The sequence below is a fragment of the Streptomyces sp. T12 genome (assembly GCF_028736035.1).
In the GTDB taxonomy this organism is placed as follows: domain Bacteria; phylum Actinomycetota; class Actinomycetes; order Streptomycetales; family Streptomycetaceae; genus Streptomyces.
In genome coordinates, this window is record NZ_CP117866.1 from 6,816,341 (window position 1) to 6,840,614 (window position 24,274).

Annotated in this window: 22 protein-coding genes; 13 read left to right on the forward strand and 9 right to left on the reverse strand. The window is 70.8% G+C overall.

What is annotated here, in order from left to right:
* The first annotated feature begins 31 nt into the window (after positions 1-31).
* Positions 32-358 (forward strand): hypothetical protein, encoded by a 327-nt coding sequence (locus tag PBV52_RS30855; protein WP_274242777.1) that lies wholly within the window; start codon positions 32-34, stop codon positions 356-358.
* On the opposite strand, the gene PBV52_RS30860 is transcribed toward PBV52_RS30855, so the two are convergent.
* From PBV52_RS30860 to PBV52_RS30885, 6 genes are all read right to left on the reverse strand, one after another.
* Positions 348-986: a hypothetical protein gene (locus PBV52_RS30860; RefSeq protein ID WP_274242778.1), complete on the reverse strand. Its 639-nt coding sequence runs from the start codon at positions 984-986 to the stop codon at positions 348-350. The two genes, PBV52_RS30855 and PBV52_RS30860, sit on opposite strands and share 11 nt — an antisense overlap.
* Positions 973-2,520 carry a VWA domain-containing protein gene (locus PBV52_RS30865; protein WP_274242779.1) on the reverse strand — a complete coding sequence of 516 codons (1,548 nt, stop codon included), beginning with the start codon at positions 2,518-2,520 and terminating at the stop codon, positions 973-975. The genes PBV52_RS30860 and PBV52_RS30865 overlap by 14 nt, the downstream gene beginning before the upstream one ends.
* Positions 2,517-3,707, reverse strand: coding sequence for a toxic anion resistance protein (locus PBV52_RS30870; RefSeq protein ID WP_274242780.1), 1,191 nt, complete (start codon positions 3,705-3,707; stop codon positions 2,517-2,519). Before PBV52_RS30870 ends, PBV52_RS30865 begins: the two co-directional genes overlap by 4 nt.
* Positions 3,704-4,768: a substrate-binding domain-containing protein gene (locus PBV52_RS30875; RefSeq protein WP_274242781.1), complete on the reverse strand. Its 1,065-nt coding sequence runs from the start codon at positions 4,766-4,768 to the stop codon at positions 3,704-3,706. Before PBV52_RS30875 ends, PBV52_RS30870 begins: the two co-directional genes overlap by 4 nt.
* 292 nt (positions 4,769-5,060) lie before the next feature.
* Positions 5,061-5,483, reverse strand: a complete 423-nt coding sequence (locus PBV52_RS30880) for a hypothetical protein (protein WP_274242783.1) — start codon at positions 5,481-5,483, stop codon at positions 5,061-5,063.
* A 103-nt stretch (positions 5,484-5,586) separates the two neighbouring features.
* A complete protein-coding gene (locus tag PBV52_RS30885) occupies positions 5,587-6,798 on the reverse strand; it encodes a pyridoxal phosphate-dependent aminotransferase (RefSeq protein WP_274242784.1) in 1,212 nt (403 codons plus the stop codon).
* A gap of 126 nt (positions 6,799-6,924) precedes the next feature.
* Between PBV52_RS30885 and PBV52_RS30890 the strand changes: the two genes are divergently transcribed.
* Together PBV52_RS30890 and PBV52_RS30895 are read left to right on the forward strand one after the other, a co-directional pair.
* Positions 6,925-7,647 carry a hypothetical protein gene (locus PBV52_RS30890; protein ID WP_274242785.1) on the forward strand — a complete coding sequence of 241 codons (723 nt, stop codon included), beginning with the start codon at positions 6,925-6,927 and terminating at the stop codon, positions 7,645-7,647.
* A gap of 342 nt (positions 7,648-7,989) precedes the next feature.
* Entirely contained in the window at positions 7,990-8,925 is a 936-nt protein-coding gene (locus PBV52_RS30895) for a serine protease (RefSeq protein WP_274242786.1), read from the forward strand.
* Positions 8,926-8,968: 43 nt separating this feature from the next.
* On the opposite strand, the gene PBV52_RS30900 is transcribed toward PBV52_RS30895, so the two are convergent.
* Together PBV52_RS30900 and PBV52_RS30905 are read right to left on the reverse strand one after the other, a co-directional pair.
* A complete protein-coding gene (locus tag PBV52_RS30900; protein ID WP_274242787.1) occupies positions 8,969-10,594 on the reverse strand; it encodes an amidohydrolase family protein in 1,626 nt (541 codons plus the stop codon).
* Between the two features lie 21 nt (positions 10,595-10,615).
* Positions 10,616-11,896: an amino acid deaminase gene (locus PBV52_RS30905; protein WP_274242788.1), complete on the reverse strand. Its 1,281-nt coding sequence runs from the start codon at positions 11,894-11,896 to the stop codon at positions 10,616-10,618.
* A 198-nt stretch (positions 11,897-12,094) separates the two neighbouring features.
* Between PBV52_RS30905 and PBV52_RS30910 the strand changes: the two genes are divergently transcribed.
* From PBV52_RS30910 to PBV52_RS30930, 6 genes are all read left to right on the forward strand, one after another.
* On the forward strand, positions 12,095-13,306 hold the full coding sequence (locus tag PBV52_RS30910; RefSeq protein WP_373922034.1) for a PfkB family carbohydrate kinase: 1,212 nt from the start codon (positions 12,095-12,097) through the stop codon (positions 13,304-13,306).
* Positions 13,303-14,064 (forward strand): IclR family transcriptional regulator, encoded by a 762-nt coding sequence (locus PBV52_RS30915; RefSeq protein WP_274242790.1) that lies wholly within the window; start codon positions 13,303-13,305, stop codon positions 14,062-14,064. The genes PBV52_RS30910 and PBV52_RS30915 overlap by 4 nt, the downstream gene beginning before the upstream one ends.
* Positions 14,061-14,471 carry a RidA family protein gene (locus tag PBV52_RS30920; protein WP_274242791.1) on the forward strand — a complete coding sequence of 137 codons (411 nt, stop codon included), beginning with the start codon at positions 14,061-14,063 and terminating at the stop codon, positions 14,469-14,471. The genes PBV52_RS30915 and PBV52_RS30920 overlap by 4 nt, the downstream gene beginning before the upstream one ends.
* Before the next feature lie 129 nt (positions 14,472-14,600).
* Positions 14,601-16,088 carry a GntP family permease gene (locus PBV52_RS30925; RefSeq protein ID WP_274242792.1) on the forward strand — a complete coding sequence of 496 codons (1,488 nt, stop codon included), beginning with the start codon at positions 14,601-14,603 and terminating at the stop codon, positions 16,086-16,088.
* A gap of 72 nt (positions 16,089-16,160) precedes the next feature.
* Complete coding sequence (locus tag PBV52_RS51855) at positions 16,161-16,355, forward strand: hypothetical protein (RefSeq protein ID WP_275947423.1); 195 nt, start codon at positions 16,161-16,163, stop codon at positions 16,353-16,355.
* 54 nt (positions 16,356-16,409) lie between these two features.
* On the forward strand, positions 16,410-17,051 hold the full coding sequence (locus tag PBV52_RS30930) for a hypothetical protein (protein WP_274242793.1): 642 nt from the start codon (positions 16,410-16,412) through the stop codon (positions 17,049-17,051).
* 48 nt (positions 17,052-17,099) lie between these two features.
* Here the strand turns inward: PBV52_RS30930 and PBV52_RS30935 are convergent, their stop codons facing one another.
* A complete protein-coding gene (locus PBV52_RS30935; protein WP_274242794.1) occupies positions 17,100-18,452 on the reverse strand; it encodes a M14 family metallopeptidase in 1,353 nt (450 codons plus the stop codon).
* Between the two features lie 433 nt (positions 18,453-18,885).
* Between PBV52_RS30935 and PBV52_RS30940 the strand changes: the two genes are divergently transcribed.
* From PBV52_RS30940 to PBV52_RS30955, 4 genes are all read left to right on the forward strand, one after another.
* Positions 18,886-21,282, forward strand: a complete 2,397-nt coding sequence (locus PBV52_RS30940) for a LuxR C-terminal-related transcriptional regulator (RefSeq protein WP_274242795.1) — start codon at positions 18,886-18,888, stop codon at positions 21,280-21,282.
* A 110-nt stretch (positions 21,283-21,392) separates the two neighbouring features.
* On the forward strand, positions 21,393-22,307 hold the full coding sequence (locus PBV52_RS30945; RefSeq protein WP_274242796.1) for an MEDS domain-containing protein: 915 nt from the start codon (positions 21,393-21,395) through the stop codon (positions 22,305-22,307).
* Between the two features lie 75 nt (positions 22,308-22,382).
* Entirely contained in the window at positions 22,383-22,865 is a 483-nt protein-coding gene (locus PBV52_RS30950; protein ID WP_274242797.1) for an ATP-binding protein, read from the forward strand.
* Between the two features lie 88 nt (positions 22,866-22,953).
* Positions 22,954-24,273, forward strand: coding sequence for an Nramp family divalent metal transporter (locus tag PBV52_RS30955; RefSeq protein ID WP_274242798.1), 1,320 nt, complete (start codon positions 22,954-22,956; stop codon positions 24,271-24,273).
* Position 24,274 lies beyond the last annotated feature (1 nt).

The window sequence follows — 24,274 nt, forward strand, 5'->3', positions numbered from 1 at the left end:
CGCCGTCGACAACGTCCACCAGCGTGTCTTCGTGGCGGACAGCAATGTCGGCTACTACCTCGATTCCGGCACCATCGCCGTCTACAACTTCGCGGGCGAGCGCCTCACGACGATCACCACCAACCAGGCCCCATGTCTCCGGGCTCGGCCGCTGGCGGACCGGGCGGTCCTCAAGGTCACCCGGACCGACCGGCTCGGCACCGGCACGCTGTCGTCTGTGGCGGTCGCCGCCGACGGCACCTTCAGGATCAACGACCTGCCGCGCATCCGGGGCGACGCGGACTACACGGTCAGCTGGCCGGGCGACGACCTGCACAGCCCGTCGTCCGCCTCGGCGACGGTCTACGTCAGGCGGTAAATCCGCCCGCGCTCCCGCCCCGGTCCTCCAGATATCGGGTGTGGGACTCCTGGCGGCGGGCCTCCACCTCGCGCAGGCTCGCCGCCAGGCGCTCGGCGTCCTTCTTCAGCAGGCCGAGCTGGCGCTCCAGATGCAGCTCGGGCGACTGAGTGCCGGGCGACATCCGCGTCCACCACCGCGTCCGTACGAAGCTGTCGACGGCCTCGGGAAGATCGCGCCGCACGATCCGGGAGAGCACGTGCACGCCCTCCGGGTCCCGCGCGAGCAGCTCGGCCACCCAGCCCCGGTCCAGCAACGCGGCCAGCAGCTCGGTGAGTTCACGCAGCCGCGCGGCCGCAGTGACCGACAGCTCGACATCCGTCAGATAGCCGCGCAGCCTCTCGAAGTCGCCCCGCAGTTCGTCCAGTTGGGCCGACGGATCCGGAAAGTCGGGCGGTGCGGGCCGCTCCGGCGGGGCGATCAGCGCGCCCGCGCCGTACAGGCCGGCGACCACGACGGGCCAGTACGGTCCCGCCACCCCCGTGAAGGTCAGTACCAGCCCGACCAGCCCGCACGCGCTCCCGGCGATGTTCTTGCGGGACTCCAGGTACGCCACCGCCCTACCGGTAACCGCCCTATTGGTAGCCACGGATCTCCTCGAAGGCGCCGTCCAGCGAGCCCTCCTGGGCGTCGAAGAGGCGGCCGCCGGTCAGCTCGGCGATGTGCTCCAGCTCGGACCGGTCGGAGTCGCCGAAGAGGATGGGGAAGACGGGCGTCTCCCGCCGGTCGCGGTCCAGCGCGGCGTAGAAGGCGTCGAAGTCCGCCGCCTCGACGCCGGTGGTGTTCTCGCCGTCGGTCATCAGCACGACCGATGTGAACGTGTCCTGGGACCCTCCGGCGCCCAGATGCTCGTACGCCTTCTCCAGGGAGGTGTAGATCGCGGTGTCACCCTCGGCGGTGAGCGCGGCGGTGTCCTCGCGGATGGCGTCGAGCCCGCTCTTCGGGCGGGCCGGCTCCACGACATGCGTGCGCACGCTCTTCACGTCCGACCCGAAGGGCATCAGCGTGACCTCCTCGCGCTCGCGGAAGTCGCCGGTGAGGTCGGCGAGCGCCCGCTTCAGCTGTGCCAGGCGGTCGCCCTCCATCGAGCCCGAGGTGTCCAGGACGTAGACCGTCCTGGACGGGCGGCGCAGCTCGTTCTCGTACGAGTCGAGGAGGCCGTCGGCGACGGAACGGCTGCCCGGGAAGGGCAGTTCGCGCCGCCTGCTGGTGTCGAGGCCGGACGCGGGCGGGACGGAGGCGACGACCGGGCGGCGATGGGTGCGCTCGGTGATCAGCCGCTGGACGTCCTCGGTGCGCAGGGCCTCGGTGAGCCGGCGGACGTCCTCGCGGGTCGCGGCGCTCGTCGACGCGAGGGAGGAGAGCGGGTAGTCGGCGGTGACGACACCGTCGGTGGGGCGGATCACCGTCAGGCCGGGGATGCCCTTGAGGACGGACTCGTAGTTGAGCAGGGCGTCGACGTTCCCACGCCGCTGGTACGCCGTCGCCAGCCAGCCCGACGACCCCGACGTCAGCTTCTGACCCCGGAAGAACTCCTTCAGCCGGGGCGTGGCCTTGCCGACGTCCGCGTCGGTGAGCGCGGACTGGGCGCCCGAGAGGGCCGAGGCGACGGAGACGAGGGTGGCGAAGCCGGAATTGGAGCGGGCCGGGTCGGTCATGCCGTACGTCAGATCCCCGTCCTGGACGGCCTGCTCGATCCGCGCCCAGGTGACACTCTCCGGCTTCCAGCCGAGCCTGCCGAGTGCCGTGTTCCTGACCCCGATGGCCACCGGGCTCGACATGACCGGCGTCTCCGACATGACCTTCTTCGACGCGTCGGGCCGCAGGCGCAGGTAGTCGTTGGAGGACAGCCACAGGGCGTCGTACTGCCCGTCCGCCTTGCCCTCCGCCAGCAGTTCCACGGCGTCGAGGGTGCCCATGTAGGTGGGCCGCACCTTGATGCCGGTGTCGTCGGCGATCCGATCGAGCACCGGGGCCATGTCGCTGAGCTCGCTGGAGGCGAGGACGCGGAGGGTGCCGGGCTGCGGGGCGTTCGGGTCCGGGTCGTCGGCGGCCTTCTGCGAGGTGCAGGCCGACAGCAGGGCCAGTGCGGCGAGCGCGGGAGCGAGGAGTCGTGCTCTCATCCGAGCCCACCCTCCAGCGCGCCCTGCGTGCGGCTGCGCTCCAGGTAGGTGCTCGCGTGCTGCAGTTCCGCGGTGAGGTTCTCCACCGTCGTCGCCATCACCTCGGTCGCCTGGACCTTGTAGGTGTCGATGGCGTCGAGCGTGCGGTAGATCTGCTGGAAGGCCGAGCGCAGGGTCTCGGCGCCGACGGCCGGGTCGGCGGCGATGCGCTGGATCTCCCCGCTCTGGCTCGCCAGCATCTCGGCGTTCCCCCGGATCAGGTCCTCGGTCGTCCCGCGCAGGGCGTTGACCTGCTCGATGACCTTCTTCTGGTTGTCGAGCGCGGACGCCAGCATCACGGAGATCCGCAGCGCCGAGACGGTGGTCGTGGCCGCCCGGTCGACGCCCTTGATCAGCTCCTCGTTGTTGCGCCGTACGACGTCCATGGCGAGGTAGCCCTGCGCGCACACCGCGAGCTGGGTGAGCAGGTCCTGGTGCTTCTGCCGGACCGGGAAGAGCACGTCGGCCCGGAGGGAGTCCGCCTGCTGCGGGTCGCTCGCGTCGACCCCGGCGATGTGCTGCTCGACGGCGCTGTCCAGGGCCTGAGTCAGGACGACGTACTCCTGGAGCTTGCCCATGGTCTCCCACAGGCGCACCCGCTCCGTCTGCAGCGCGGCGTTGTCCCGCCGCAGCTCGTCCTGACCGCCCCGCAGAGACCCCACGATCTTGTCCAGGGTCCCCTGCGCGGAGGCGTACTTGGCGACGTGGTCGCGCAGCTTGTTGCCGCCAGGGAGCCGGGAGAGGAACTTGCGGCCCTTGGCGGCGGGCAGATCCCGTGGATCCAGGTCCTCCACCACCCTGCGCAGCTCCACGAGCGAGCCCGCGACCTGCGACTGGGCGTCCCCTCCCCGGTCCGGCAGGCTTCTGACGGTCCGCTCCAGCATGCGGTTGGACTGGGCGGCGGCGGTGCGCATCTCACCGGCGCCGAGGGCGGTGATCTCGCCGACCTTGCCGGCGAACTCGGGGGAGCGGGCGTCGAGCGCCGCGAGCCCCTCGACATAGGCGGAGGCCTTCTTGGCCATGTCGGTACGGACGGCGTCGTCGACCGGGACGAGCCCGCCCGCCTTCTCCCGCGGTACGGGCGCTACGGCCTCGGGCGGGGTGAGCGTGAAGGTGTCGTCGTTGTTCACAGATGTTTCCCCCGTCATCCGCGGGCCCGGCGCGCCATCTCGTGCAGCACCGCGGAGGTGGGCACGGGCGCCTGCCGGACGCCGGTCAGTTCCTGCTTGAGGTAGGTGGTGGCCGAGGCGAACTCGGCGGCGGCGCCCTGCGGCCGGAACCCGTGCCGAAGGGCCAGCTTGCGCAACGTGGGGTCGGTGGAGAGGAGCTCGGCGAGGGCCTTGCCGTCGTCGGTGAGCGGTACGACGGTGTGGTCGCTGTTGACCGTGGTGTCCGGGTAGAGCACGACCAGGTCGCCGGGCTTCTGTCCGTCCGCCAGCAGTGAGGCGACCTGCGACTCGTAGACCAGGACCAGCGGGTTGCCCGCTCCGCTGACGAAGTCCCGGAAAACCGCGTCCGAGCCGGCCTGCTGGGCGCCCTGGACGGTGACCAGCTTCTTCAGCAGGGGCGCGGTGCGGTCGAGGTCGGCCTCGCTCGCGACGACCCGGCCGCCGTTCGCCACGTAGGAGGCGGCGGCGAGGTAGAGGGCGCCGGAGTTGGAGGACTCCGGGTCGGTGCTGGAGATGAAGAGCGTTCCGCTCAACTCCCCGTACTTCTCGGCACCCTTGAGCTGCTGCCAGGTGCGGTCGCGCTCGGCGGCGTCCAGGTAGGCGGCCATGTCGAGCGTGCCGCGGCCGCGCTGATCGAGGGTGGCGAGCCCGTTGCCCGCGAGTACCTCGGCGGCATTGCGGTGGGCCACGACGACGAGCGGCGAGTAGAAGGGGCGCGGCAGGGGCTGCCGTGCGCCGTACTTCTTGGCCAGTTCGTCGGCGGGCGCCTGACTGGACGGGAAGGCGAAGTCGTAGCCCTTGAGGTCCAGCCCCTCCATGGCCCAGGACCCGGAGGCCTCGGCCTTCACGGTGTAGCCCTTGGCGGCGAGGGCCTGCACCACGTCGGGATCGGCGAAGAACTCCGCCTTCTCCGATCCGATCACTCCCCGCACGGTCTTCGTTGCCGTGCCGTTGTCCTCATCACTGCGACCCGCGACGACGGCGGCCACCACGCCACCGATCAGCAGAACCGCGAGGACGATCCCTGCGATACGTCTCACGCAGGGGAGAGTGCTCCCGGAATCCAACGTTCCCCGCTGATAGGGGTGAACGGGAGGTGTCATACCGGTCCCGGTACAACACGGGCAACTGCAACGCCGTCTTCAGGGGCGCGGGGCTGCATCGATGTGCGGCTCCGCCGCGTGGGCGCGACCAGCCACAGACAACCCGCAGCCGCCGCACGACAGAAGCCCTACGGCGAAACGGCGAACGCGGCCAAAGCCAACGCAGTGCTGTGGCACCCGGTCCGCGCGTCGCTGCGGGTGCACGCGGACCGGGGCCGTTCAGGGGGTGTCAGCCGACGCCGGTCAATTCCTGCGACTCGGCCTGCGCGGCAGCATGCGCGTCCATTCGCTCGGCGGCGAGGATCGCGGCAGCGGTGTCCGCACGAGACGCAGCAACCACCAACGCCCGCCCGGCAAGCGCATGCGCCCGCCGATGCAGCGCGGCAAGCCTCGCCTCACCGCCGGAGGCACCCGCGCGGGCCGGCGAAGTGCCGCCCCGCAGTCGGCTCACCTGCTCGGCGAGCCGAGTCGCCGCCGCGTCGAGGTCGCCGGACGGCGCCGTCGCGCGCAGCTCGTCCGTGACGGCGAGCAGCGCGGCCAGGTGCCCCGCGAGCTGGATGTCCAGCTCCTCCTCGCGCGAGCGGTGGGGGAAGTCGGCGGTGTTGCCGGCCATCGTGCTGTGGACCGACTTGGTTCGGATCGGTTCGTACATGGGGATGGCCTCCTGTGCGCTGACAGGAAGCCATCCTAGCTTAGATTCTGTCTAAAGTTGAGCACCTCGCAAAAAAGGGCCGCCCGCACACGCAGCGTGAGCGTCAGGGCTGGCTGTACCCGTCGAGGAACCGAGCGATCCGCCCCACCGCGTCCCGCAGATCCGCGACCGTCGGCAGGGTCACGATCCGGAAGTGGTCCGACTCGGGCCAGTTGAAGCCGCTGCCCTGGACGACCATGATCTTCTCGCGTCGCAGCAGGTCAAGGACCATCTGCCGGTCGTCCTTGATCTTGAAGACCTTGGGGTCGAGGCGCGGGAACAGATACAGCGCGCCCTTCGGCCGCACGCACGTCACCCCGGGGATCTGCGTCAGCAGCTCGTACGCGACATCCACCTGCTCCTTCAGCCGCCCCCCGGGCAGCACCAGGTCATTGATGGTCTGCCGTCCGCTGAGGGCGGCCACGACCCCGTGCTGACCGGGCATGTTCGCGCACAGCCGCATGTTCGCGAGGATGGTGAGGCCCTCGATGTAGGAGTCGGCGTGGGCGCGGGGGCCCGAGATCGACATCCATCCCACCCGGTAGCCGGCGACCCGGTACGCCTTCGACATGCCGTTGAAGGTGAGGGTGAGCAGGTCGGGCGCGACGGCGGCGGTCGGGGTGTGCGTGGCGCCGTCGTACAGGATCTTGTCGTAGATCTCGTCGGAGCAGACGAGGAGGTTGTGCCGCCGGGCGATGTCCGTCAGCCCGCGGATCATGGCCTCGTCGTACACGGCCCCCGTCGGGTTGTTGGGGTTGATGATGACGATGGCCTTGGTGCGGTCGGTGACCTTGCGCTCGACGTCGGCGAGGTCGGGCATCCAGTCGGACTGCTCGTCGCACCGGTAGTGGACGGCGGTGCCGCCGGACAGGGACACGGCGGCGGTCCACAGGGGATAGTCGGGAGCCGGGACGAGTACTTCGTCCCCGTCGTCGAGCAGCCCCTGCATCGCCATGACGATCAGCTCGGAGGCGCCGTTGCCGATGAAGACGTGCTCGACGTCGGTCTCGATGCCGAGGGTCTGGTTGTGCATGACGACGGCCCGGCGTGCGGCCAGCAGGCCTTTCGCGTCGCCGTAGCCGTGCGACGACGACACGTTGCGGAGGATGTCCTCCAGGATCTCGGGCGGACACTCGAAGCCGAACGCGGCCGGGTTTCCGGTGTTCAGCTTGAGGATCCGATGCCCTGCCGACTCGAGCCGCATCGCCTCCTCGAGCACGGGGCCCCGGATCTCGTAACAGACGTTGGCGAGCTTGGTCGACTGGATCACCTGCATGTCAAGGAGCTTACGGCCCGGTAACGCCCCCTGGGCCGTGTTTTCCGACACGTGAGACGCGGGGGTTTGGGCTGTTATCGCCGGTAGCTGTGCCACGCGCCGCTCCCGTCTCTAGAATGCGCGGTCATGTCCAGGCCACCCGAGCGCGAAAACGAGACACCTCAGGCGCCGCCGAACGTGTACCACCCGCGGCCGACGGCACCCCCCGCGTACGAGGAGTACACAGACCCGGCGGCCGCGCACGGCTGGCGGAACGAGTACGACGAGACGGCGCAGCTGCCTCGGGTGAGCGACGAGACGGCCGCCGACCACGGCCAGGGCGAGAGCTCAGGTGCCGGCGCCGGCGCCGGCGTGGCTGCGGGTGTGGGTGCGGGCGCGAGGCATGGCCGTCGGGCGGGCGGCTCGGGCCGCCGGGCGCGCCGTAAGGCCGGCGCCCGGCGCTCGCGGCGCGCGGTGATCGTGGCCGGCGCGGTGGGGGCGGTGTCGGCGGCGGTGATAGCCGGGTTCTCCCTGTCCGACTCGTCGTCGCCGGGCGACTCGCAGGGAAAGCAGGACCGCACGAGCCCGACGGTGGACGACTCGGCGGACCCGACGGACCCGTCCGATGACACGTCGGCCGGTGGGCGTCCGTCCGACGACACAGAGTCGTCCCGCTCTCAGCCCGCCACCGCCTCGGCGAGCCCCTCGGCCTCCGATGACCCCACGGACAAGGCCGACGAGCCCTCACCCACCCCGCCCACGAGCAGCACGGCCCCCACCACGCCCACGGCCTCCCCGACCCCGACCGACCCGGGCAACGCCAACGGCAATCCGGGACACGGACAGGGCGGCACCAAAAGGCCCAAGTAGCCCGCAGTGGCCGCCAGTTCGGCTGATCCGGCTGATCCGACTGATCCGGTTCATGCAGCTCATGCAGCTCATGCGGCCGAGGGGATGCGGCTCAGGGCATGCGGCGCTCGGCTACCGCCCTGACGAGGCCATGACTGTGGTGATCTCATCACCCTCCCGTGAACGTCCTGCGCCGCTCGCCCGGCACCCCCGGCCCGCCGTGATAGGGAAACCCCTACGGCCTGAACTCGCCGGTAAGTAAGTCCTTGTCCACACCCCCCTCGTGCGTGACAATGCGCATGACAAAAATGCGGGTGACCGGAAGTTCTTCGGTCACCCCTCTTCGTATGAGGGGACCCCCACATGAGAAAACCTCTCGGCGCCGCCCTCCTCGCCCTGGCGATAGCCGGGGCCGGCGCCGCACCCGCGGTAGCAGCTCCCGTGGAGACAGCCGGGTCGTTCGGCAAGAGCGTGGACACGGGCTCGGTCACGTCGGTGGTCAATGACACCGTCGCCTCCACCGCGGACACCCTGGGCCAGGTCCTGAACCGGGACTCAAAGGTCCAGGCCGTCAACTTCGCGGGCACCGTCTCGCTCAGCGGCTGTTCCGGCTCCGTCGTCCGCTTCTCGGACTCGGAGGACAACGACCCGGCGCTGGTGATGACCAACGGCCACTGTCTGGAGACCGGCATGCCGGGCCCCGGTCAGGTCGTGGTCGACCGGGCCTCCAGCCGTACGTTCGGTCTGCTCAATTCCTCGGGCAGTCGGGTCGGCACCCTGCGTGCCAGCAAGATCGCCTACGGGACGATGACCGACACGGACGTCGCCTTCTATCAACTCACCACCACGTACGCGCAGATCAAGAGCTCGTACAGCATCAACGCGCTCACCGTGGCCGACACCCACCCGGTCGCGGGCACCGCCATCACCGTCGCCTCCGGCTACTGGAAGCGGCTGTACAACTGCAACATCGACGGGTTCGCGTACCGCCTCAAGGAAGGCGACTGGACCTTCAAGGACTCGGTCCGCTACACCTCCGCCTGCAACACCATCGGCGGGACGTCCGGCTCTCCCGTCATCGACCAGGCCACCAACAAGGTCGTCGCCGTCAACAACACCGGCAACGAGGACGGCGAGCGCTGCACGCTCAACAACCCGTGCGAGGTCGACGAGAGCGGCAACGTCACGGTCCGTCAGGGCATCAATTACGCCCAGGAGATCTACCAGATCCCCGCCTGCTTCGGCGTCGACAACAAGCTCGACCTGAGTGCGAGCGGGTGCGTGCTGCCCAAGCCGTAGCCACACCTCGTGCGGCGGGGGGTCCGCAGGTCACCGCGGTGGATCACCTTGGTGTCCTGCGGACCGCCCGCCCCGCGAGTACGTCCGTCCTGCGGCCGTCCTCGATCACGAAACGGCCGTTCACGAGGACGTGGGGGATGCCCGTCGGCAGCCTCCGCGGGTCCTCGAACGTCGAACCCGCCGCCACCGTCCCCGGGTCGAACAGCACCAGGTCCGCCCGGTAGCCCTCGCGGACCAGCCCCCGGTCCGGCAGCCGCAGCCGCGCCGCCGGGCGCGCGGTCAGATGGGCCACGCACTCCTCCAGGGACAGGACGCCCAACTCCCGTACGTACCGGCCGAGGTAGTGCGGGAACGTGCCGTACGCCCTCGGATGCGGCTTCGTGCCCTGCAGGATGCCGTCCGAACCGCCGGTGTGGACGCGGTGCCGCATGATCGTCCGTACGTTCTCCTCGTGGCCCACGTGCTGGAGGATCGTCGAGCCCAGCCGGTCGTCGAGGAGGAGGCGGCGAGCGGTCACCCAAGGGGCCTCGCCCCGCGCGTCCGCCGACTGCTGGACCGTACGGCCGACGAAGTCCCCGAGCGCCGGGTCGCTCACGCCCGAGATCTCGATCGTGTCCCACTCGATGGGCACGCCGTGGCAGCCGTCCGCGCCGATGACCTCCATGTGGTGGCGGATCCGCTCGGCCGTCCCGTCGTCCGACAGCCGGGCCAGGATCGCCTCGGGGCCGCCCTCGCTCGCCCAACTCGGCAGCATGGCCACGAGGGTCGTGCAGCCGGGGGTGTAGGGGTAGGTGTCGAGGGTGATGTCGGCCCCGGACTCCAGTGCCTTGTCCAGCAGGGACAGCAGCTCCGGCGCCCGGCCCTTGTTCACGCCGAAGTTCATCGTGGCGTGGGCCAGGTGGAGGGAGCAGTCCGCCTCCCTCGTCAGGGCCACCATCTCCTCGTACGCCTCCAGGGCCCCCGCCCCGTAGGAGCGGTGGTGCGGGCAGTAGTAGCCGCCGTACGACGCCACCACCCGGCACAGCTCCGTCAGCTCGGCGTCCTTGGCGTACATGCCGGGCGTGTACGTCAGCCCGGACGACATGCCGACCGCGCCCTGCTCCATGGCCTCCGCGACCAACTGCCGCATCCGGTCGAGCTCGTCCGGCGTCGCCTGCCTGTCCTCCCAGCCGACGGCGAGCGCGCGGACCGTGCCCTGGGGGATCAGGTACGCCGCGTTCACCGCGATGCCCCGGCCTTCGAAACCGGAGTCGAGGCGGTCCAGGTACTCGCCGACTGTCCGCCAGCCGAAGTCGATGTCGTCCCCGGAGCCGTTCCAGCCGGTGATCGCGCGGCGGACCTCGGCGAGGGTGCGGTCGTCGACGGGGGCGTACGACAGGCCGTCCTGGCCGATGACCTCAAGGGTGACCCCCTGCGCGGCCTTGGCGCTGTGGTCGGGGTCCCGGAGCAGCGCCAGGTCGCTGTGGGCGTGCATGTCGATGAAGCCGGGGGAGAGGGCGAGGCCCTCCGCGTCCAGTTCCCGTTGCGCCTTGGGGCGTTGGCAGCCTGCCGCGGCGGCCTCCTGGACGATCGACACGATCCTGCCGTCGTTCACGACCACATCGGCGCGGTAGGAGGGGCCGCCGCTGCCGTCGACGACCTCCGCGTCCCGGATCACCAGCTCTTCCATGGCCGATGCCTCCCCTGTCTCCTAGAAGAACGTGCGGATGTAGTCGACGACCGTCCCGTCCGCCTCCGCGACCGGAATCAGCTGCCACTTGTCGAACGACGTGCACGGGTGGGACAGCCCCATGCCGAGCCAGTCCCCGACCTCCAGGTCCGCCTCCTCGGTCGTCCGCAGCCACGCGTGCTGGTCGGACAGGGCGGTCACCGAGATGCCGGTGGCTGGGCGCTCGGCACCGTCCACCGTGGCTCGGCGGACCACCTGGGCGACGGGCAGGTCGAGGTCGTACGCCGCGTCCCGCTTGCCCGCGTTGACGAAGGCCTGGTCGGGGGAGGGGCGGGAGACGACCTGGGCCCACAGGCGGAAGGCGGGTTCGAGGGCGCCCTCCTGCGGGACCCGGTTGAACGGGGTCAGCTTGCGGTAGTGACCGTCGTCGTGCGAGACGTACGCGCCCGAGCGCAGCAACTTCAGCACCGGAAGGGAGAGTTCGGGGATCTCCGCGAACACGTCCGCCACCGCGTCGAACCACGCGCTGCCGCCCGCGCTGACGACGATCTCCTTGAGCCCCGCGAAACGGCCCGCCTTGTCGAAGTCGGCGGCCAGCGAGACCAGCCGGCGCAGCCACGCCTGCACCCGCTCCGGGTTCGCCTGCGGGACCTCGCCCTCGTACCCGGCGACGCCGACCAGCCGCAGCGTCGGCGCCGCCGCCACCGCGTCCGCGACCGTCGCGCACTCCGCCTCCGTACGGACGCCGGTACGGGCACCTTCGCCGGCCGCCAGCTCGACCACCACGTCCAGCGGGCGGGTGGCCCCGGCCTCGCGCAGCGCGGCGTCCATCTGCTCCACGCCACGCACGGAGTCGACGTAGCAGATGAGGTGGAAGTCGGGGTCGGCCGCCAGTTCGCCGGCGATCCAGCGCAGGGCCGCCGGGTCCACGAGCTCGTTGGCGAGGAAGATCCGCTGGGTTCCGTACGCCCGCGCCACCCGCACCTGGTGCGGCACCGCGAGCGTGATGCCCCACGCGCCGTGCTCGATCTGGCGCTGGAACAGCTGGGGGGCCATGGAGGTCTTGCCGTGCGGGGCGAAGGCGAGGCCGTGGCGGACGGCGTACGCCTCCATGAGGTCGAGGTTGTGCTCCAGGCGCTCGGCGGAGAGCGCGAGGACGGGGGTGGCGAAGCCGCCGGTGAAGAGGTTGCGGCGCTGGGCGGCCAGCTCGGCGACGGTCAGGCCGTCGGCGTCCGGGGGGAGGCCCTTGAAGCGGTGATCGACGCGTTCCTCGGCCAGTCGGACGAGCGCCTCGTTGCTCATGGAACCTCCCTGATCTGGGGTGTTGCAGTCTATGCAACACCCATTGCGTATATCGCTTACCGCTGTCTAACATCTCGGCCACGCGGGGTCAACGAAAGCCGCGTCCCGCTGAGCCGCCGAGGAGCTACGACCATCGTGACTGCCACCGGACCGTGCAATGGCCTCGGCGTCGTCGACGTTGTCGCGCTCGGCGAGTCCATGGTCACGTTCCTGCCCACGCGGCCGGGGCGCCTCGCCGATGTGCCCTCGTTCGAGCGGGGGATCGGGGGTGCGGAGTCCAATGTCGCGTGCGGGCTCGCTGCCGCCGGGCACGCCGTGCGGTGGGTGAGCCGGGTGGGGGCGGACGGGTTCGGCGACCACTTGGTGGAGGCGATCGGCGGGTACGGCGTCGACGTCTCGGCCGTACGCCGGGATCCGGTGCGGCCGACGGGGGTGTACTTCCGCACGGCCGGGGACCGGGCGACGGACGCGCACGAGGTGGCGTACTACCGGGCGGGGTCGGCGGCGTCGGCGATGTCCGTGGAGAACGTGGATCCGGAGGCGGTGCGGGCCGCGCGGGTGCTGCATCTGTCGGGGATCACGGCGGCGTTGTCGGAGGGGTGCCTGGGGCTGCTGCGGCAGCTGACCGCTCCGGACGAGGGCCGCCCGCTGGTCTCCTTCGACGTGAACCACCGGGCCGGCCTGTGGCAGGACGCCGACGGTCCGCTGGTGCTGCTGGAGCTGGCACGCGGGGCGGACATCGTGTTCGTGGGCGTTGACGAGGCGGAGGAGGCCTGGGGGGTGACGGGAGGTCCGGAGTCGATCCGGGAGGCGCTGCCGGAGCCGCGGGTGTTGGTCGTGAAGGACGGGGGGCGTGGAGCGACCGTGTTCGCCTCGGCCGCGGGCGATCGTGCCGCCAGGGCGGCTCCCGGCCCGCAGAGGGACGGCAGCCCGTCGGCGCCGGGCGGTGCGACCCGCCCCCGGCCTCCGCTCGCGCCGGGCGCCTCACGAAGCCACCCCGCCGGAGCTGCCCCGGCGTCAGACGCGGACATGACGCCGGACGCGGACATGACGCCGGACGCGGACATGACGCCGGACGCGGACATGACGCCGGACGCCGGCACGACGCCGACCACCTTCGTCCCCGCCCTCCACGTCGAGGTCGCGGCGGCCACCGGCGCAGGCGACGCCTTCGCCGCCGGCTTCCTCTCCGCCACCCTCCGCGCCCTCCCCCTCCGCGACCGCCTCCGGCACGGTCACCTCTGGGCTGCCGCCGCCCTCACCGCCCCCGGCGACCTAGCCGCACCCCCCTCCCGCGACCACGCCGACCGCCTGGTCGCCCTCGACGACCCCGCGTGGGAGAAACTTCGACTCGGCCCCGGCTGGACGCAAGCCACTGAGCGGGCCGACGAGGAGGTACGTACGCCATGAGCCAGACCGTCGACCGTGCGCTCAGCATCCTGCCGCTGCTCGCGGAGGGCCCCGCCGACCTCGGCCAGGTCGCCGACCGCCTCGGCGTCCACAAATCCACGGCCCTGCGCCTCCTGCGCACCCTGCACGAGCACGGCCTCGTCTACCGCCAGTCCGATCAGCGCTACCGCCTCGGCGCCCGCCTGATCGCCCTCGCCCAGGAGGCGATGGAGAACCTTGACATCCGCGAGATCGCCCACCCCCACCTGGTCCGGCTGAACGAGAGCTGCGGGCACACCGTGCACCTCGCCGTGTACGAGGAGGACGAGGTGCTGTACATCGACAAGGTCGAGAGCCGGTACCCCGTACGGATGTACTCGCGGATCGGCAAGCCCGTCGCCATCACCGTCGCCGCCGTCGCGAAGCTTCTCCTCGCCGATCTGGCCGAGCAGGAGCGCCGTGCCCTCGCCGAGAAGCTCGACTACCCCATGTACACGGCCCGTTCCACCCCCAACGCCCCTGCTTTCCTGCGGGAGTTGGACAAGGTACGCGAACAGGGCTGGGCCACCGACCTCGGTGGCCACGAGGAGTCCATCAACTGCGTCGCCGCGCCGATCCGCGGTGCCGACGGCCGGGTCGTCGCCGCGATGTCGGTCTCCGCGCCGAACGTCGTCGTCACCGCCGACGAACTCCTCACCCTGCTCCCGCTGGTACGCCGTACGGCGGACGACATCAGCGGCGAGTACTCCGGCAGGACCTCAGTGAAAGGCACCGCATGACCGAGAAGATCGCGCTCACCCCGAAGACCCACACCACCCCGCCCGCGAAGTTCTCCCATGGTGTGAAGAAGGGGAACATTCTCCAAGTGGCGGGGCAGGTCGGCTTCCTCCCCGCGGTCGAGGGGCAGCCCCCGACGCCCGCCGGCCCCACCCTGCGCGAGCAGACCCTCCAGACCCTCGCCAACGTCAAGGCGATCCTGGAGGAGGGCGGTTCCTCCTGGGACGACGTCATGATGATCCGCGTCTATCTGACGGACGTCGCCCACTTCGCCGAGATGAACGACATCTACAACGCCTACTTCGAGGAGCAGGGGCTGACCCAGCCGCCCGCCGCGCGCACGACGGTGTACGTCGGCCTGCCGGCGGGGCTCCTCATCGAGATCGACGCGCTGGCCGTACTCGGCTGACGCCCCCTCACCCCCCGCACGCCGTACACGGCATGGTGTCCGTCACTCCGTCACTCCGTCACCCCTGGGACGCCATGCCGCGATCCCCCCTGCCCGAAAGCTTTATGTACTTACCGCGAGGACCCCCGAATGTCCCCTCTGTCCCTCCCGCTCGCCGCATCCGCCCCAGCCGAGACACCACCCCACACCGGCGGACTGCTCCTCCTCATCGACGGTACGGCCGGACTGCTGACGGTCGCCGCCATCGGCATCGCCCTGCTCCTGTTCCTGATCATCAAGACGCGCCTGCAGCCCTTCGTGGCCCTCCTGGCCGTCTCCATAGCCGTCGGCCTGATGGCGGGCCTGTCGGTCACCGAACTCTTCGGCACCGTCCAGCGCTCGGACGCGGTGTCGACCATCGAGTCCGGCATGGGCGGCATCCTCGGCCACGTCGCGATCATCATCGGCCTGGGCACCATGCTCGGCGCGATCCTCGAAGTCAGCGGCGGCGCGGAGGTGTTGGCGTCGCGCCTGCTCAACCTCTTCGGCGAGAAGCGCGCCCCCCTCGCCATGGGCCTCACCGGCCTGATCTTCGGCATCCCGGTCTTCTTCGACGTCGGCATCTTCGTCCTCGCGCCGATCGTGTACGCGGCGGCCAAGCGCTCGGGCAAGTCGATCCTGCTGTACTGCCTGCCGCTGCTGGCCGGCCTGTCGATGACCCACGCCTTCCTGCCCCCGCACCCCGGTCCGGTCGCGGCAGCCGGCCTGCTCCACGTCCAGCTGGGCTGGGTCATCCTGATGGGCGTCGTCTGCGGCATCCCGGCGGTGCTGGCCGCGTGGGCGTTCTCCGGCTGGATCGGGCGGCGCGTCTTCGTCGCCGTACCGCAGGACATGGTCGAGGCGGCCGACGAGGCCAAGCAGGCCGTGATCGACGAGCAGCGCGCGGCAGGGGTCGAACCGCAGGAGAAGCCCGTCCCCCTCGGCACGGTCCTCGGCATCATCGGTACGCCGCTGGTGCTGATCCTGGCGGCCACCTTCTCCTCGATCGCCCTGGACCCCTCCACCACCCGCTCGGTGATCGAGTTCTTCGGCCACCCGTTCGTGGCCCTGACGATCGCCCTGCTGCTCGCGTACTACCTGCTGGGCATCCGCCGCGGCTGGTCGCGCAAGTCCCTGGAAACGGTGTCGACTTCCTCGCTCAAGCCGGTCGGCAACATCCTCCTGGTCGTCGGCGCGGGCGGTGTCTTCGGTGCCATCCTCAAGGCCAGCGGCGTCGCCCAGGCCCTCTCCGACACCTTCAACGACGTCGGCCTCCCGGTCATCGTCCTGTCGTACCTGATCTCGCTGGTCCTGCGGGTGGCCCAGGGCTCGGCGACGGTCGCCATCGTCACGACGGCCGGCATCGTCGCCCCACTCCTCACCGAGGGCGACCACTCCCAGCCCTTCATCGCCCTCGTCATCATGGCCATCTCGGCGGGCTCGATCTTCGCCTCACACGTCAACGACGGCGGCTTCTGGATCGTCGCCAAGTACTTCGGTATCAGCGAGCGGGACACGTTGAAGACGTGGACCGTGCTGGAGAGTGTGTTGTCGGTGGCCGGGTTTGTGGTGGCGGTGGTGTTGAGCGTGTTCGTTTAGGGGCGATTGCGGCTTTGTGTATCGGCTGCTTTTGTCTGGTGGCGCGGAGGTGGTGGCGGTCCTGCCTTGGTGGTGGGACCGCTCGATCTTCGCCTCGCACGTCGACGACGGTGCCCGCGCGCGGAGCGCGCTGATGGATGCAGTTGGGTCGTCGCCGAGTACTTCGGTATCAGCGAGCGGGACACGTTGAAGACGTGGACCGTGCTGGAGAGTGTGTTGTCGGTGGCCGGGTTCGTGGTGGCGGTGGTGTTGAGCTTGTTCGTGTAACGATGCGGGGGCTGGTTGCGCGGGACACAGGGTTGTCGACCATACTGCTCCGCTGTGGAGCAGCGCATAGGTTCAGGCAGCCAGCCCCTGGAAGGCGCCGGGTTCGACCCGGCCTTCATCCCCGGGCTCACCTCGCCCGTGTCCGCCGAGCCGGTGGACGTGAAGGACGAGGACGTGGCCGAGGAGTCCGCCTCCGAGAAGACCGGTTCCGAGGGGACGGATTCCGCGAAGTCGGGATCCGCGAAGTCGGAATCAGAGGACTCGGAATCAGAGGAGTCGGACTCCGGGGATACGGATCTCGAAGCCGCCGACGAGCCCGAGGCCGAGGTGGAGGCCGATGACGAGGCGGACGAGGCCGAGGAAGAGGCTCCGGTCGACGGTCCCGTCTTCGAGGCCGCCGACCGCCGGGCCCGTATCGTCGCCGATCACAAGGGCGTCCGTCTCTCCCTGGACGACCAGGAGTGCGAGTTCCGTTGGGACGAGATCGGCGCGATCGAGACGGAGGCCCCGCGCTTCGGGAAGCGTTTCACCGTCACGGTGCACACTCCTGACCGCCGCTGGTACCCGATCGAGATCGAGGCGGCGGCCAGGAGCCGCTTCAAAGAGTGGGACGAGCAGTTGGACGCGGTCCTCGACGCCTACTTCGAAGAAGGCGACGCCGAGGAAGAGGCCGCAGTGGAAGCGGACGCCAAGTAGCCGGTTGCCCAGTAGCCGGTTGCCCAGCAGCCGGCTGCCGCCGAGCGGCTAGCTGCAGTACTGGGCTTCCTTGCCGATGGACCGGTACATGCAGTCCGAGTTCTCCAGCAGCTGCAGCACCGCATCCCGGTTCCGGGACGTCTCCCGCTCGATCACCTCGTCGGGCGGGTAGAACCCACCCCCGCCGCTGGAGGACGGGTACATCTCGAAGGTGTACGCGAAGATCTTCTGGTTGCCCCACAGCCAGTCGTCGATCGACCCGTCGGTGATGTACAGGTCACTGGACTGCTCCGGCGTATAGCCGTTGCTCGCCGCCATCTTCTGCCCGACCGTGGCGAACGCGTTCCGGTCGTCCGCGGTCATGCCGGTCGTCGTGTCGGCGGACGTGTACCCGAAGGGCCACAACACCAGCTCGCTGTAGGTGTGGAAGTCGACGCCGGCCTTGATCTGCTGAACCCCGCCGACCACGCGGCTGCGCACGAAGTTGGCGACCACCTTGACCTCCGGCGCCGACTCGGCTGACGCGCCCCGGTACGTGTCGGAGGACGGCGACCCGGACGAACCGCCACAGCAGCCCCAGCGGTAGTTCCAGTTCCGGTTCATGTCCGTCCCGACGTACGACGAACCGGAGTTGGGCTGCCGGTTCTTGCGCCACGACCGGTACGAGCCGGTGGCGATGTCGTACTCGCCGCCGTCCGGGTTGAGGTCGGGCACGATCCAGATCTCGCGGTTGTTCACCATGCTGGTGACCCGCGAGTCGCTGCCGTAGTCGGAGGTCAGCTCGCGCAGCAGATAGAGCGCCATCTCGACGGTGAGGTGCTCACGGGCGTGCTGGTGGTGGGTGAAGAGGACCTCCGGCTCGGACTCGTCGGTCCCCACGTTGTCGCTGATCTTGATGGCGACGATGTTCCGGCCCTGGTACGACTGCCCGATCACGCGCTGGCTCGCGATGGAGGAGTTGGCCGAGACGATCGAGTTGATCTCGCTCGTCATCTCCGCGTAGTTGTGATAGCGCGAGTCGCCGGAGGGGAAGTCGTAGAGGCGGACGTCGTCCTCGCCGGAGGAGCGGTCCGGGACCGCGCCGAGCGGGGTGACGTCGTAACCGAGGTCGCGCAGCTTCTTGATCTGGTCCGCGCGGCCGGAGACGACGACGCCGTGGCCGTGGACCTCGTCCACGGTCACACCCGTGCGCTGAAGTGCGGTGCGGTCCTTGGCGGTCGAGTGCATGTGAACCTCGTACTGCCGGGCGTCATCGGTCGAAGAGGCCGCCTTGGCGGCGCTGTCGGCGTTCGCGGACACGTTGCTGGACAGGGGCGCCGCGAGGGCGAGGGCGAGCAGCGTGGCGAGCGCGGCGGTACGTCTGCCGCTGCGGGCGCCTGAGCCGCGTGTGCGAAGTCGCATGAATTCTCCTTGTGGGAGTGGGGGGTGGGGTTCACTGCGACGTACTGCGTGATGCGGGTGTGGCGCTCATCGTGGGCCGGTGGCATGGACAGGTCAAGAGCGACACGGTGATGGATGGCGTGAACCATTCGAAAATCAGCCGCGCAGTGTACGCGCGCGTAGTGCGTGGCGAGCGGTCCCGGACGAAGTCCACCCGGGGGTGTGAGCCGGGCGTGCGTACCGGCCTGGAGGCGGGGGAGGGTGAGGAACCGCGCAAGGGGGGAGCGGTGGGAGCGGCGGCAATGGCGGGGACCGGCGCACCCTCCGGCTCCCTTGCCGCTCGGCTCCTTCGGTCCTCGACACCTCCGCTCCTCGACTCCCTGCTCCTCGGCTCCCTTCGACACCACCCGGGCTCCTCGGTTCCCTTCGACACCACCCGGAGGAACGGCTGATCATGGGCGGATCAGCGCCACGACGGGATCACCATCTGCCGGTCGAGACGACCAGCTTCGTCGACCGGCGCGGCGAACTCGCCGCAGGTCGCGAGCTGTTGGCCAGGGCCCGGCTGGTCACCCTGACCGGGCCCGGCGGCGTCGGCAAGACCCGCCTCGCCACACGCATCGCGGCCAGTGTCCGGCGCACCTTCCCGGACGGTGTGCGCATCGTGCACCTCTCCGGGCTCCATGACCCCGCGCTCGTCCCGCTCGCCGCCGCCGACGCGCTCGACCTGCACGACCACTCCGCGCAGCCGCCGCTTCAGGCGCTGGTGGAGCAGGTGCGGGACCGCCGGCTGCTGCTGCTCGTCGACAACTGCGAACATCTGCTGCCGGCCTGCGCCGAACTCGCCGCGGCCCTGCTGCACGGCACGACTGGCGTACGCATCCTCGCCACCAGCCGCCACCGCCTGGGTCTCACCGAGGAACACCTCCTGGACCTACGGCCCCTGCCGGTCCCCGACCCCGACGGCGACCTCTCCGGCCCCGAGGGCTACCCGGCCCTGGCCCTCTTCGCCGACCGAGCCGCCGCGGTGGTCCCCGGCTTCCGCCTGACCGCCGCGAACCGGGCAGCCGTCGCCCGCCTGTGCCGCCGTCTCGACGGCCTCCCCCTGGCCATCGAACTCGCCGCCGTCCGCATGCGCGTCCTCGACGTCGACCAGCTCCTCGACCGCCTCGACGACCGCTACCGCCTCCTCACCGGCGGCAGCCCCGCCGCCCTGCCGCGCCACCAGACCCTGCGGGCGGCGGTCGGCTGGAGCCACGAACTGTGCACCGAGCACGAGCAGTTGGTGTGGGCACGGCTGTCGGTGCTGGCGGGGAGTTTTGACCTGGAGACGGCGGAGGCGGTGTGTGCGGGGGAGCCGGGAGCGGTGGGCGCGGGCGAGGAACCCGCGGCGGCCACTTCCCCCCGCAGCCATCCCTACGACGTCCTCGACGCCGTCACCGGCCTCGTCGACAAGTCCGTACTGTCCCGGGAGTCCGGCCCCGACGGCATCCGCTACCGCCTCCTCGACACCCTCCGCCACTACGGCCTGGACCGCCTGCGCCGGCTGCCCGGTGAGGAGTCCGCGGCCCGGCGCCGCCAGCGCGACTGGATGCTGCGGCGCGCCGCCGCCTGCGAGAGCGCCTGGTTCGGACCGGGCCAGCGCGACATCGTCGCCCGCCTGCGCGCCGACCAGGACAACCTCCGCACCGCACTCGACTTCAGCCTCGCCACCCCGGGCGAACGCCTCGCCGGACTGCGCCTCGCCGGCACCCTGTGGTTCTACTGGCACGCCTGCGGAGCCCCCCGCGAGGGCCGCTACTGGCTCGACCGCGCCCTGGCCGCCAACCCGGAGCCGACCCGGGAACGAGCCCGCGGCCTGTGGATCGCCGGCCTCCTCGCCGCCGCCACCCATGACCTCGCCGCAGGCCTCGCCGGCGCCCGGGACGCGCACGCCCTGGCCCGTGACCTGGACGACGAGGCGGAGGCCGCCCACGCCGAGTACGTCATCGGCGTCATCACCCTCTTCATGGACGACCTGCCGACCGCGCTGAAGCACTTCGAGGCCAGCGTCGCCCGCGGCCCCGTCCCCGGCCAGCACCGCTCCCTGCACGGCCTCGACCAGGTCGAACTCGCCTGCGCCCTGGGGTTCCTGGGCGAGGCCGAGCGCGCGGTCGAGGTCTGCGAGGGGGTGCGCCGGATGTGCGAACGGCACGGTGAGGAGTGGGTGCACTCGTACGTCCTGCGGATGCTCGCCCTCGCCCACGCCGTGCAGTGCGACTGGCGCCGGGCCGAGGAGCACGCCCGTCACGCCCTGCGCCTCAAACTCGCCGTCCACGACGTCATCGGCATCGCCCTCACCCTCGACCTCCTGGCCCACATCGGCACCCGGGCGGGCGCCCCCGAGCGGGCGGCCGTCCTGCTCGGGGGCGCCGACCGCACCTGGGCCGGCATCGACCGCGACCGCTGGGGATCGGCGGCCCTGAACTCGGCCCGCCACGACAGCGAGACCCGGGCGAGCGAGGCCCTGGGCCGCCCCGACTTCCAGCGGGCGTACGAACGCGGCGCCGGACTCGACCTGGCGGAGACCGTCGAGTACGCCCTCCACGACGGCAGACCGTCCCCACGGCCCGCGGCCGGACGGAGACCGAACGGCCGGACCCGGTCCCCCCACCCGGCCGCCGGCGCCCGCCTCACCCGCCGCGAGACCGAGGTCGCCGAACTCGTCGCCCAGGGACTCGCCAACCAGCAGATCGCCGACCGCCTGGTCATCGCCCGCCGCACCGCCGAAGGCCATGTCGAACGCATCCTCGGCAAGCTCGGCTTCAGCAACCGCAGCCAGATCGCGGCCTGGATGGCGGCGCAGCCCTGAGCCGTCCGGTCACCGAGCCGTCCCCACCGTCGACTCGCACCCACCGCATCGACCCAAACCACCCAATCCACCCGACCCCACCCACTGCACTCAAGAGGGAGCCCGGACCCGTGACCACTCAACCCGCCCCGGCCCAGCCCGGATTCGACCACCGCATGACCGTCTTCGAGGCCGACGACGAGTTCCTCGCCGCCGCCCTCCCCTTCCTCACCGAAGCCCTCGCCGCCCCCGGCGAACCCCCGCCCGTGGCCATCGCCGCCCCCGGCAACCTGGACCTCCTGCGCGACGCCCTCGGCCCCGACGCCAAGAGCATCGGCCTCGTCCCGCACACCGAGTGGTACACCGGCTCGGCCGCCAACGCGGTCGCCCAGGGCGCCGGATACCTCGCCGCGCACGCCGGCCCCGGCGGCCGTATCCATCTGCTCATGGAACCCGTCTGGGGCGGCCGCGCGGGCCGCTCGCCGCGTGAGACCGCCGAGTGGATCCGCTACGAGGCTCTCGCCAACCTCCTCTTCGCCCCGCTCGCGACGACGGCCCTGTGCGCCTACGACTCCCGTGTCACGGGCCCCGCGATCGTCGCCGCCGCCCGCCGCGCGCACCCCGGCACCGGCGTGTACGAGGACCCGGTCCGGCTCGCCGCCGAACTCGACGCCGTACCGCTGCCGCCGCCCGACGCCGACGCCGAGCGCCTGACCGGCCCGGCCCTCACCTCCGACGCCGTACGCGGCTGGGCGAGCGCGAGGGGACTGGCCGCCGCGGACGCGGAGTTGTTCGCCACGGCCGTCACCGAGGCGGCCGCCGTCCTCGGCCCGCTCGACGGCGCCGTGCTGTGGGGTGAGGCTCCGGACTGCGTCTGCGAACTGCGTACCGCTCGCCGCGTCGACGACCCGCTGGCGGGCTTCGTACCGCCACCGAGCGCCGAACTGGAACCGGGACAGGGGCTGTGGTTCGCCCGGCAGGTGTGCGCGTACGTCGACGTGCGGGACGACCGGGAGGGGGCGAGCGTACGGCTGCAGTACGGGTAGCGGGGCCCCGGCGCAGGTATGGAATCAGGTATTCCTCCCCGTGCGCCGCACCCCCGTGCCCGCCACCCTGGACCCATGCTGCACCTCGACGGGGCGCGCTTCCCGGATCCCGGACCTCAGTACGCTTCGTATCCCCAACCGCCCATAGGAGCCGGTCATCTGAGCGTCGAGTACGACCCCCGTCCCTCCGCGGTCCGTGAGGCCCGCGCGGAGGTCCGCCGAGAGCTGGAGGGATGGGGGCTCGCGGACCTGGAGGACCTGGCGGACGTGGCCGAGCTGCTGGTGAGCGAGCTGGCCACCAACGCCCTGCTGCACTCCGCGAGCCGCTTCCGGCTCACCCTCTTCGCCGCGCACGGCATCCTGCGCTGCGAGGTCCGGGACGGCGGCCGGCGCGTTCCGACGGTGCTGGACGCGGGCGCCTCGGAAAGCGGCCGGGGGATGTTCCTGGTGGATGCGCTGGCCCGGCGCTGGGGCTGCCACCAGGACGGGTCGGGCAAGACGGTGTGGTTCGAGCTCGCGACGTGCGGGTGCGACGGCTGTGGTCGGCGACAGCCGTAGTGCCCGCCCCAAACACCCGTGAGCACATCGGGTGGAGATCGCGCACGCCCTCTTGTCCGACCGCCGCCTTTGAGCTTTCTTGACCCTCATGGCGGACACCACGGGAAACACAGCGGCATCACAGGCCGGCGAGGCGGACTCCCGGCCCCGCAAGTCCAGTTGGCGGTACATCGGTCCCGGCATCGTCGTCGCCGCGACCGGTGTCGGCGCCGGCGACCTCGTCGCCACCCTCATCGCGGGCAGCAACTTCGGCTACACCCTGCTCTGGGCCGCCGTCATCGGCTGCCTGGTCAAGATCTCCCTCGCCGAGGCGGCGGGCCGCTGGCACCTGTCCACCGGCCGCACCCTCTTCGACGGCTGGGCGAGCCTGGGCCGTTGGACCACCTACTTCTTCGCGATCTACGTCGTGGTCTGGGGCTTCGTCTACGGCGCGGCGGCGATGTCGTCGAGCGCGCTCCCGCTGCAGGCACTGTTCCCGGACGTCATGGACCTCGAATGGTGGGCCATCGCCTGCGGGCTGGTCGGCCTGGTCTTCGTCTGGTTCAACAAGTACGCCGTCTTCGAGAAGGTCATGACGGTCCTGGTCGGCGTCATGTTCGTGGTGACGGTGTACCTGGCGATCCGCGTCACGCCCAACCTCCCGGACGCCTTCGCGGGCCTGCTGCCCGTCCTGCCCGACGAGAAGGACTCGATCCTCAACACCCTCGGTCTGATCGGCGGCGTGGGCGGCACCATCACCCTTGCCGCGTACGGCTATTGGGTCAACGCCAAGGGCTGGACCGACACCGGCTGGATGAAGGTCATGCGGCTGGACAACCGCGTCGCCTACGCCACCACCGGCATCTTCGTGATCGCGATGCTCTTCGTCGGCGCCGAGCTGCTGCACTCCGCGAACGTCGCCATCGCGAGCGGCGACAAGGGACTGATCCAGCTGAGCGACATTCTGGAGGACAAGTACGGCACGGCGACGGCGAAGTTCTTCCTGATCGGCTTCTTCGCCACCTCCTTCACCTCCCTCATCGGCGTCTGGCACGGCGTGAGCCTGATGTTCGCGGACTTCGTGGCCCGCTACCGCACCCGCGAGGAGCTGAAGGGCGAGGAGGTCGCCTCGGGCGCGCGGGAGCGCTCCTGGCCCTTCCGCGCCTACCTGCTCTGGCTGACCTTCCCGCCCATCGTCCTGCTCTTCCAGGGCCAGCCCTTCCGCCTGATCATCATCTACGGCGTCCTGGGCGCGGCTTTCCTGCCGTTCCTCGCCGGCACCCTGATCTGGCTCCTCAACTCCTCCCGCACACCGCGCCAGTGGCGCAACGGTCTGCTGAGCAACGCCATGCTGGCGATCGCGGGCCTGCTGTTCCTGGTGCTGTGCGTGAAGCAGATCTGGGACCAGCCGTGGTCGGAGTTCTTCTGAC

What these genes read in the sequence shown, in the direction of transcription:
- PBV52_RS30940 (WP_274242795.1), top strand. Translation starts at nt 18,886, where the DNA reads ATGGGCGGATCAGCGCCACGACGGGATCACCATCTGCCGGTCGAGACG.
- PBV52_RS30865 (WP_274242779.1), bottom strand. Translation starts at nt 2,520, where the DNA reads ATGAGAGCACGACTCCTCGCTCCCGCGCTCGCCGCACTGGCCCTGCTG.
- PBV52_RS30910 (WP_373922034.1), top strand. Translation starts at nt 12,095, where the DNA reads ATGGTCACGTTCCTGCCCACGCGGCCGGGGCGCCTCGCCGATGTGCCC.
- PBV52_RS30890 (WP_274242785.1), top strand. Translation starts at nt 6,925, where the DNA reads ATGTCCAGGCCACCCGAGCGCGAAAACGAGACACCTCAGGCGCCGCCG.
- PBV52_RS30950 (WP_274242797.1), top strand. Translation starts at nt 22,383, where the DNA reads ATGCTGCACCTCGACGGGGCGCGCTTCCCGGATCCCGGACCTCAGTAC.
- PBV52_RS30920 (WP_274242791.1), top strand. Translation starts at nt 14,061, where the DNA reads ATGACCGAGAAGATCGCGCTCACCCCGAAGACCCACACCACCCCGCCC.
- PBV52_RS30905 (WP_274242788.1), bottom strand. Translation starts at nt 11,896, where the DNA reads ATGAGCAACGAGGCGCTCGTCCGACTGGCCGAGGAACGCGTCGATCAC.
- PBV52_RS30915 (WP_274242790.1), top strand. Translation starts at nt 13,303, where the DNA reads ATGAGCCAGACCGTCGACCGTGCGCTCAGCATCCTGCCGCTGCTCGCG.
- PBV52_RS30935 (WP_274242794.1), bottom strand. Translation starts at nt 18,452, where the DNA reads ATGCGACTTCGCACACGCGGCTCAGGCGCCCGCAGCGGCAGACGTACC.
- PBV52_RS30870 (WP_274242780.1), bottom strand. Translation starts at nt 3,707, where the DNA reads ATGACGGGGGAAACATCTGTGAACAACGACGACACCTTCACGCTCACC.
- PBV52_RS30895 (WP_274242786.1), top strand. Translation starts at nt 7,990, where the DNA reads ATGAGAAAACCTCTCGGCGCCGCCCTCCTCGCCCTGGCGATAGCCGGG.
- PBV52_RS30900 (WP_274242787.1), bottom strand. Translation starts at nt 10,594, where the DNA reads ATGGAAGAGCTGGTGATCCGGGACGCGGAGGTCGTCGACGGCAGCGGC.
- PBV52_RS30880 (WP_274242783.1), bottom strand. Translation starts at nt 5,483, where the DNA reads ATGTACGAACCGATCCGAACCAAGTCGGTCCACAGCACGATGGCCGGC.
- PBV52_RS30955 (WP_274242798.1), top strand. Translation starts at nt 22,954, where the DNA reads ATGGCGGACACCACGGGAAACACAGCGGCATCACAGGCCGGCGAGGCG.
- PBV52_RS30885 (WP_274242784.1), bottom strand. Translation starts at nt 6,798, where the DNA reads ATGCAGGTGATCCAGTCGACCAAGCTCGCCAACGTCTGTTACGAGATC.
- PBV52_RS30925 (WP_274242792.1), top strand. Translation starts at nt 14,601, where the DNA reads ATGTCCCCTCTGTCCCTCCCGCTCGCCGCATCCGCCCCAGCCGAGACA.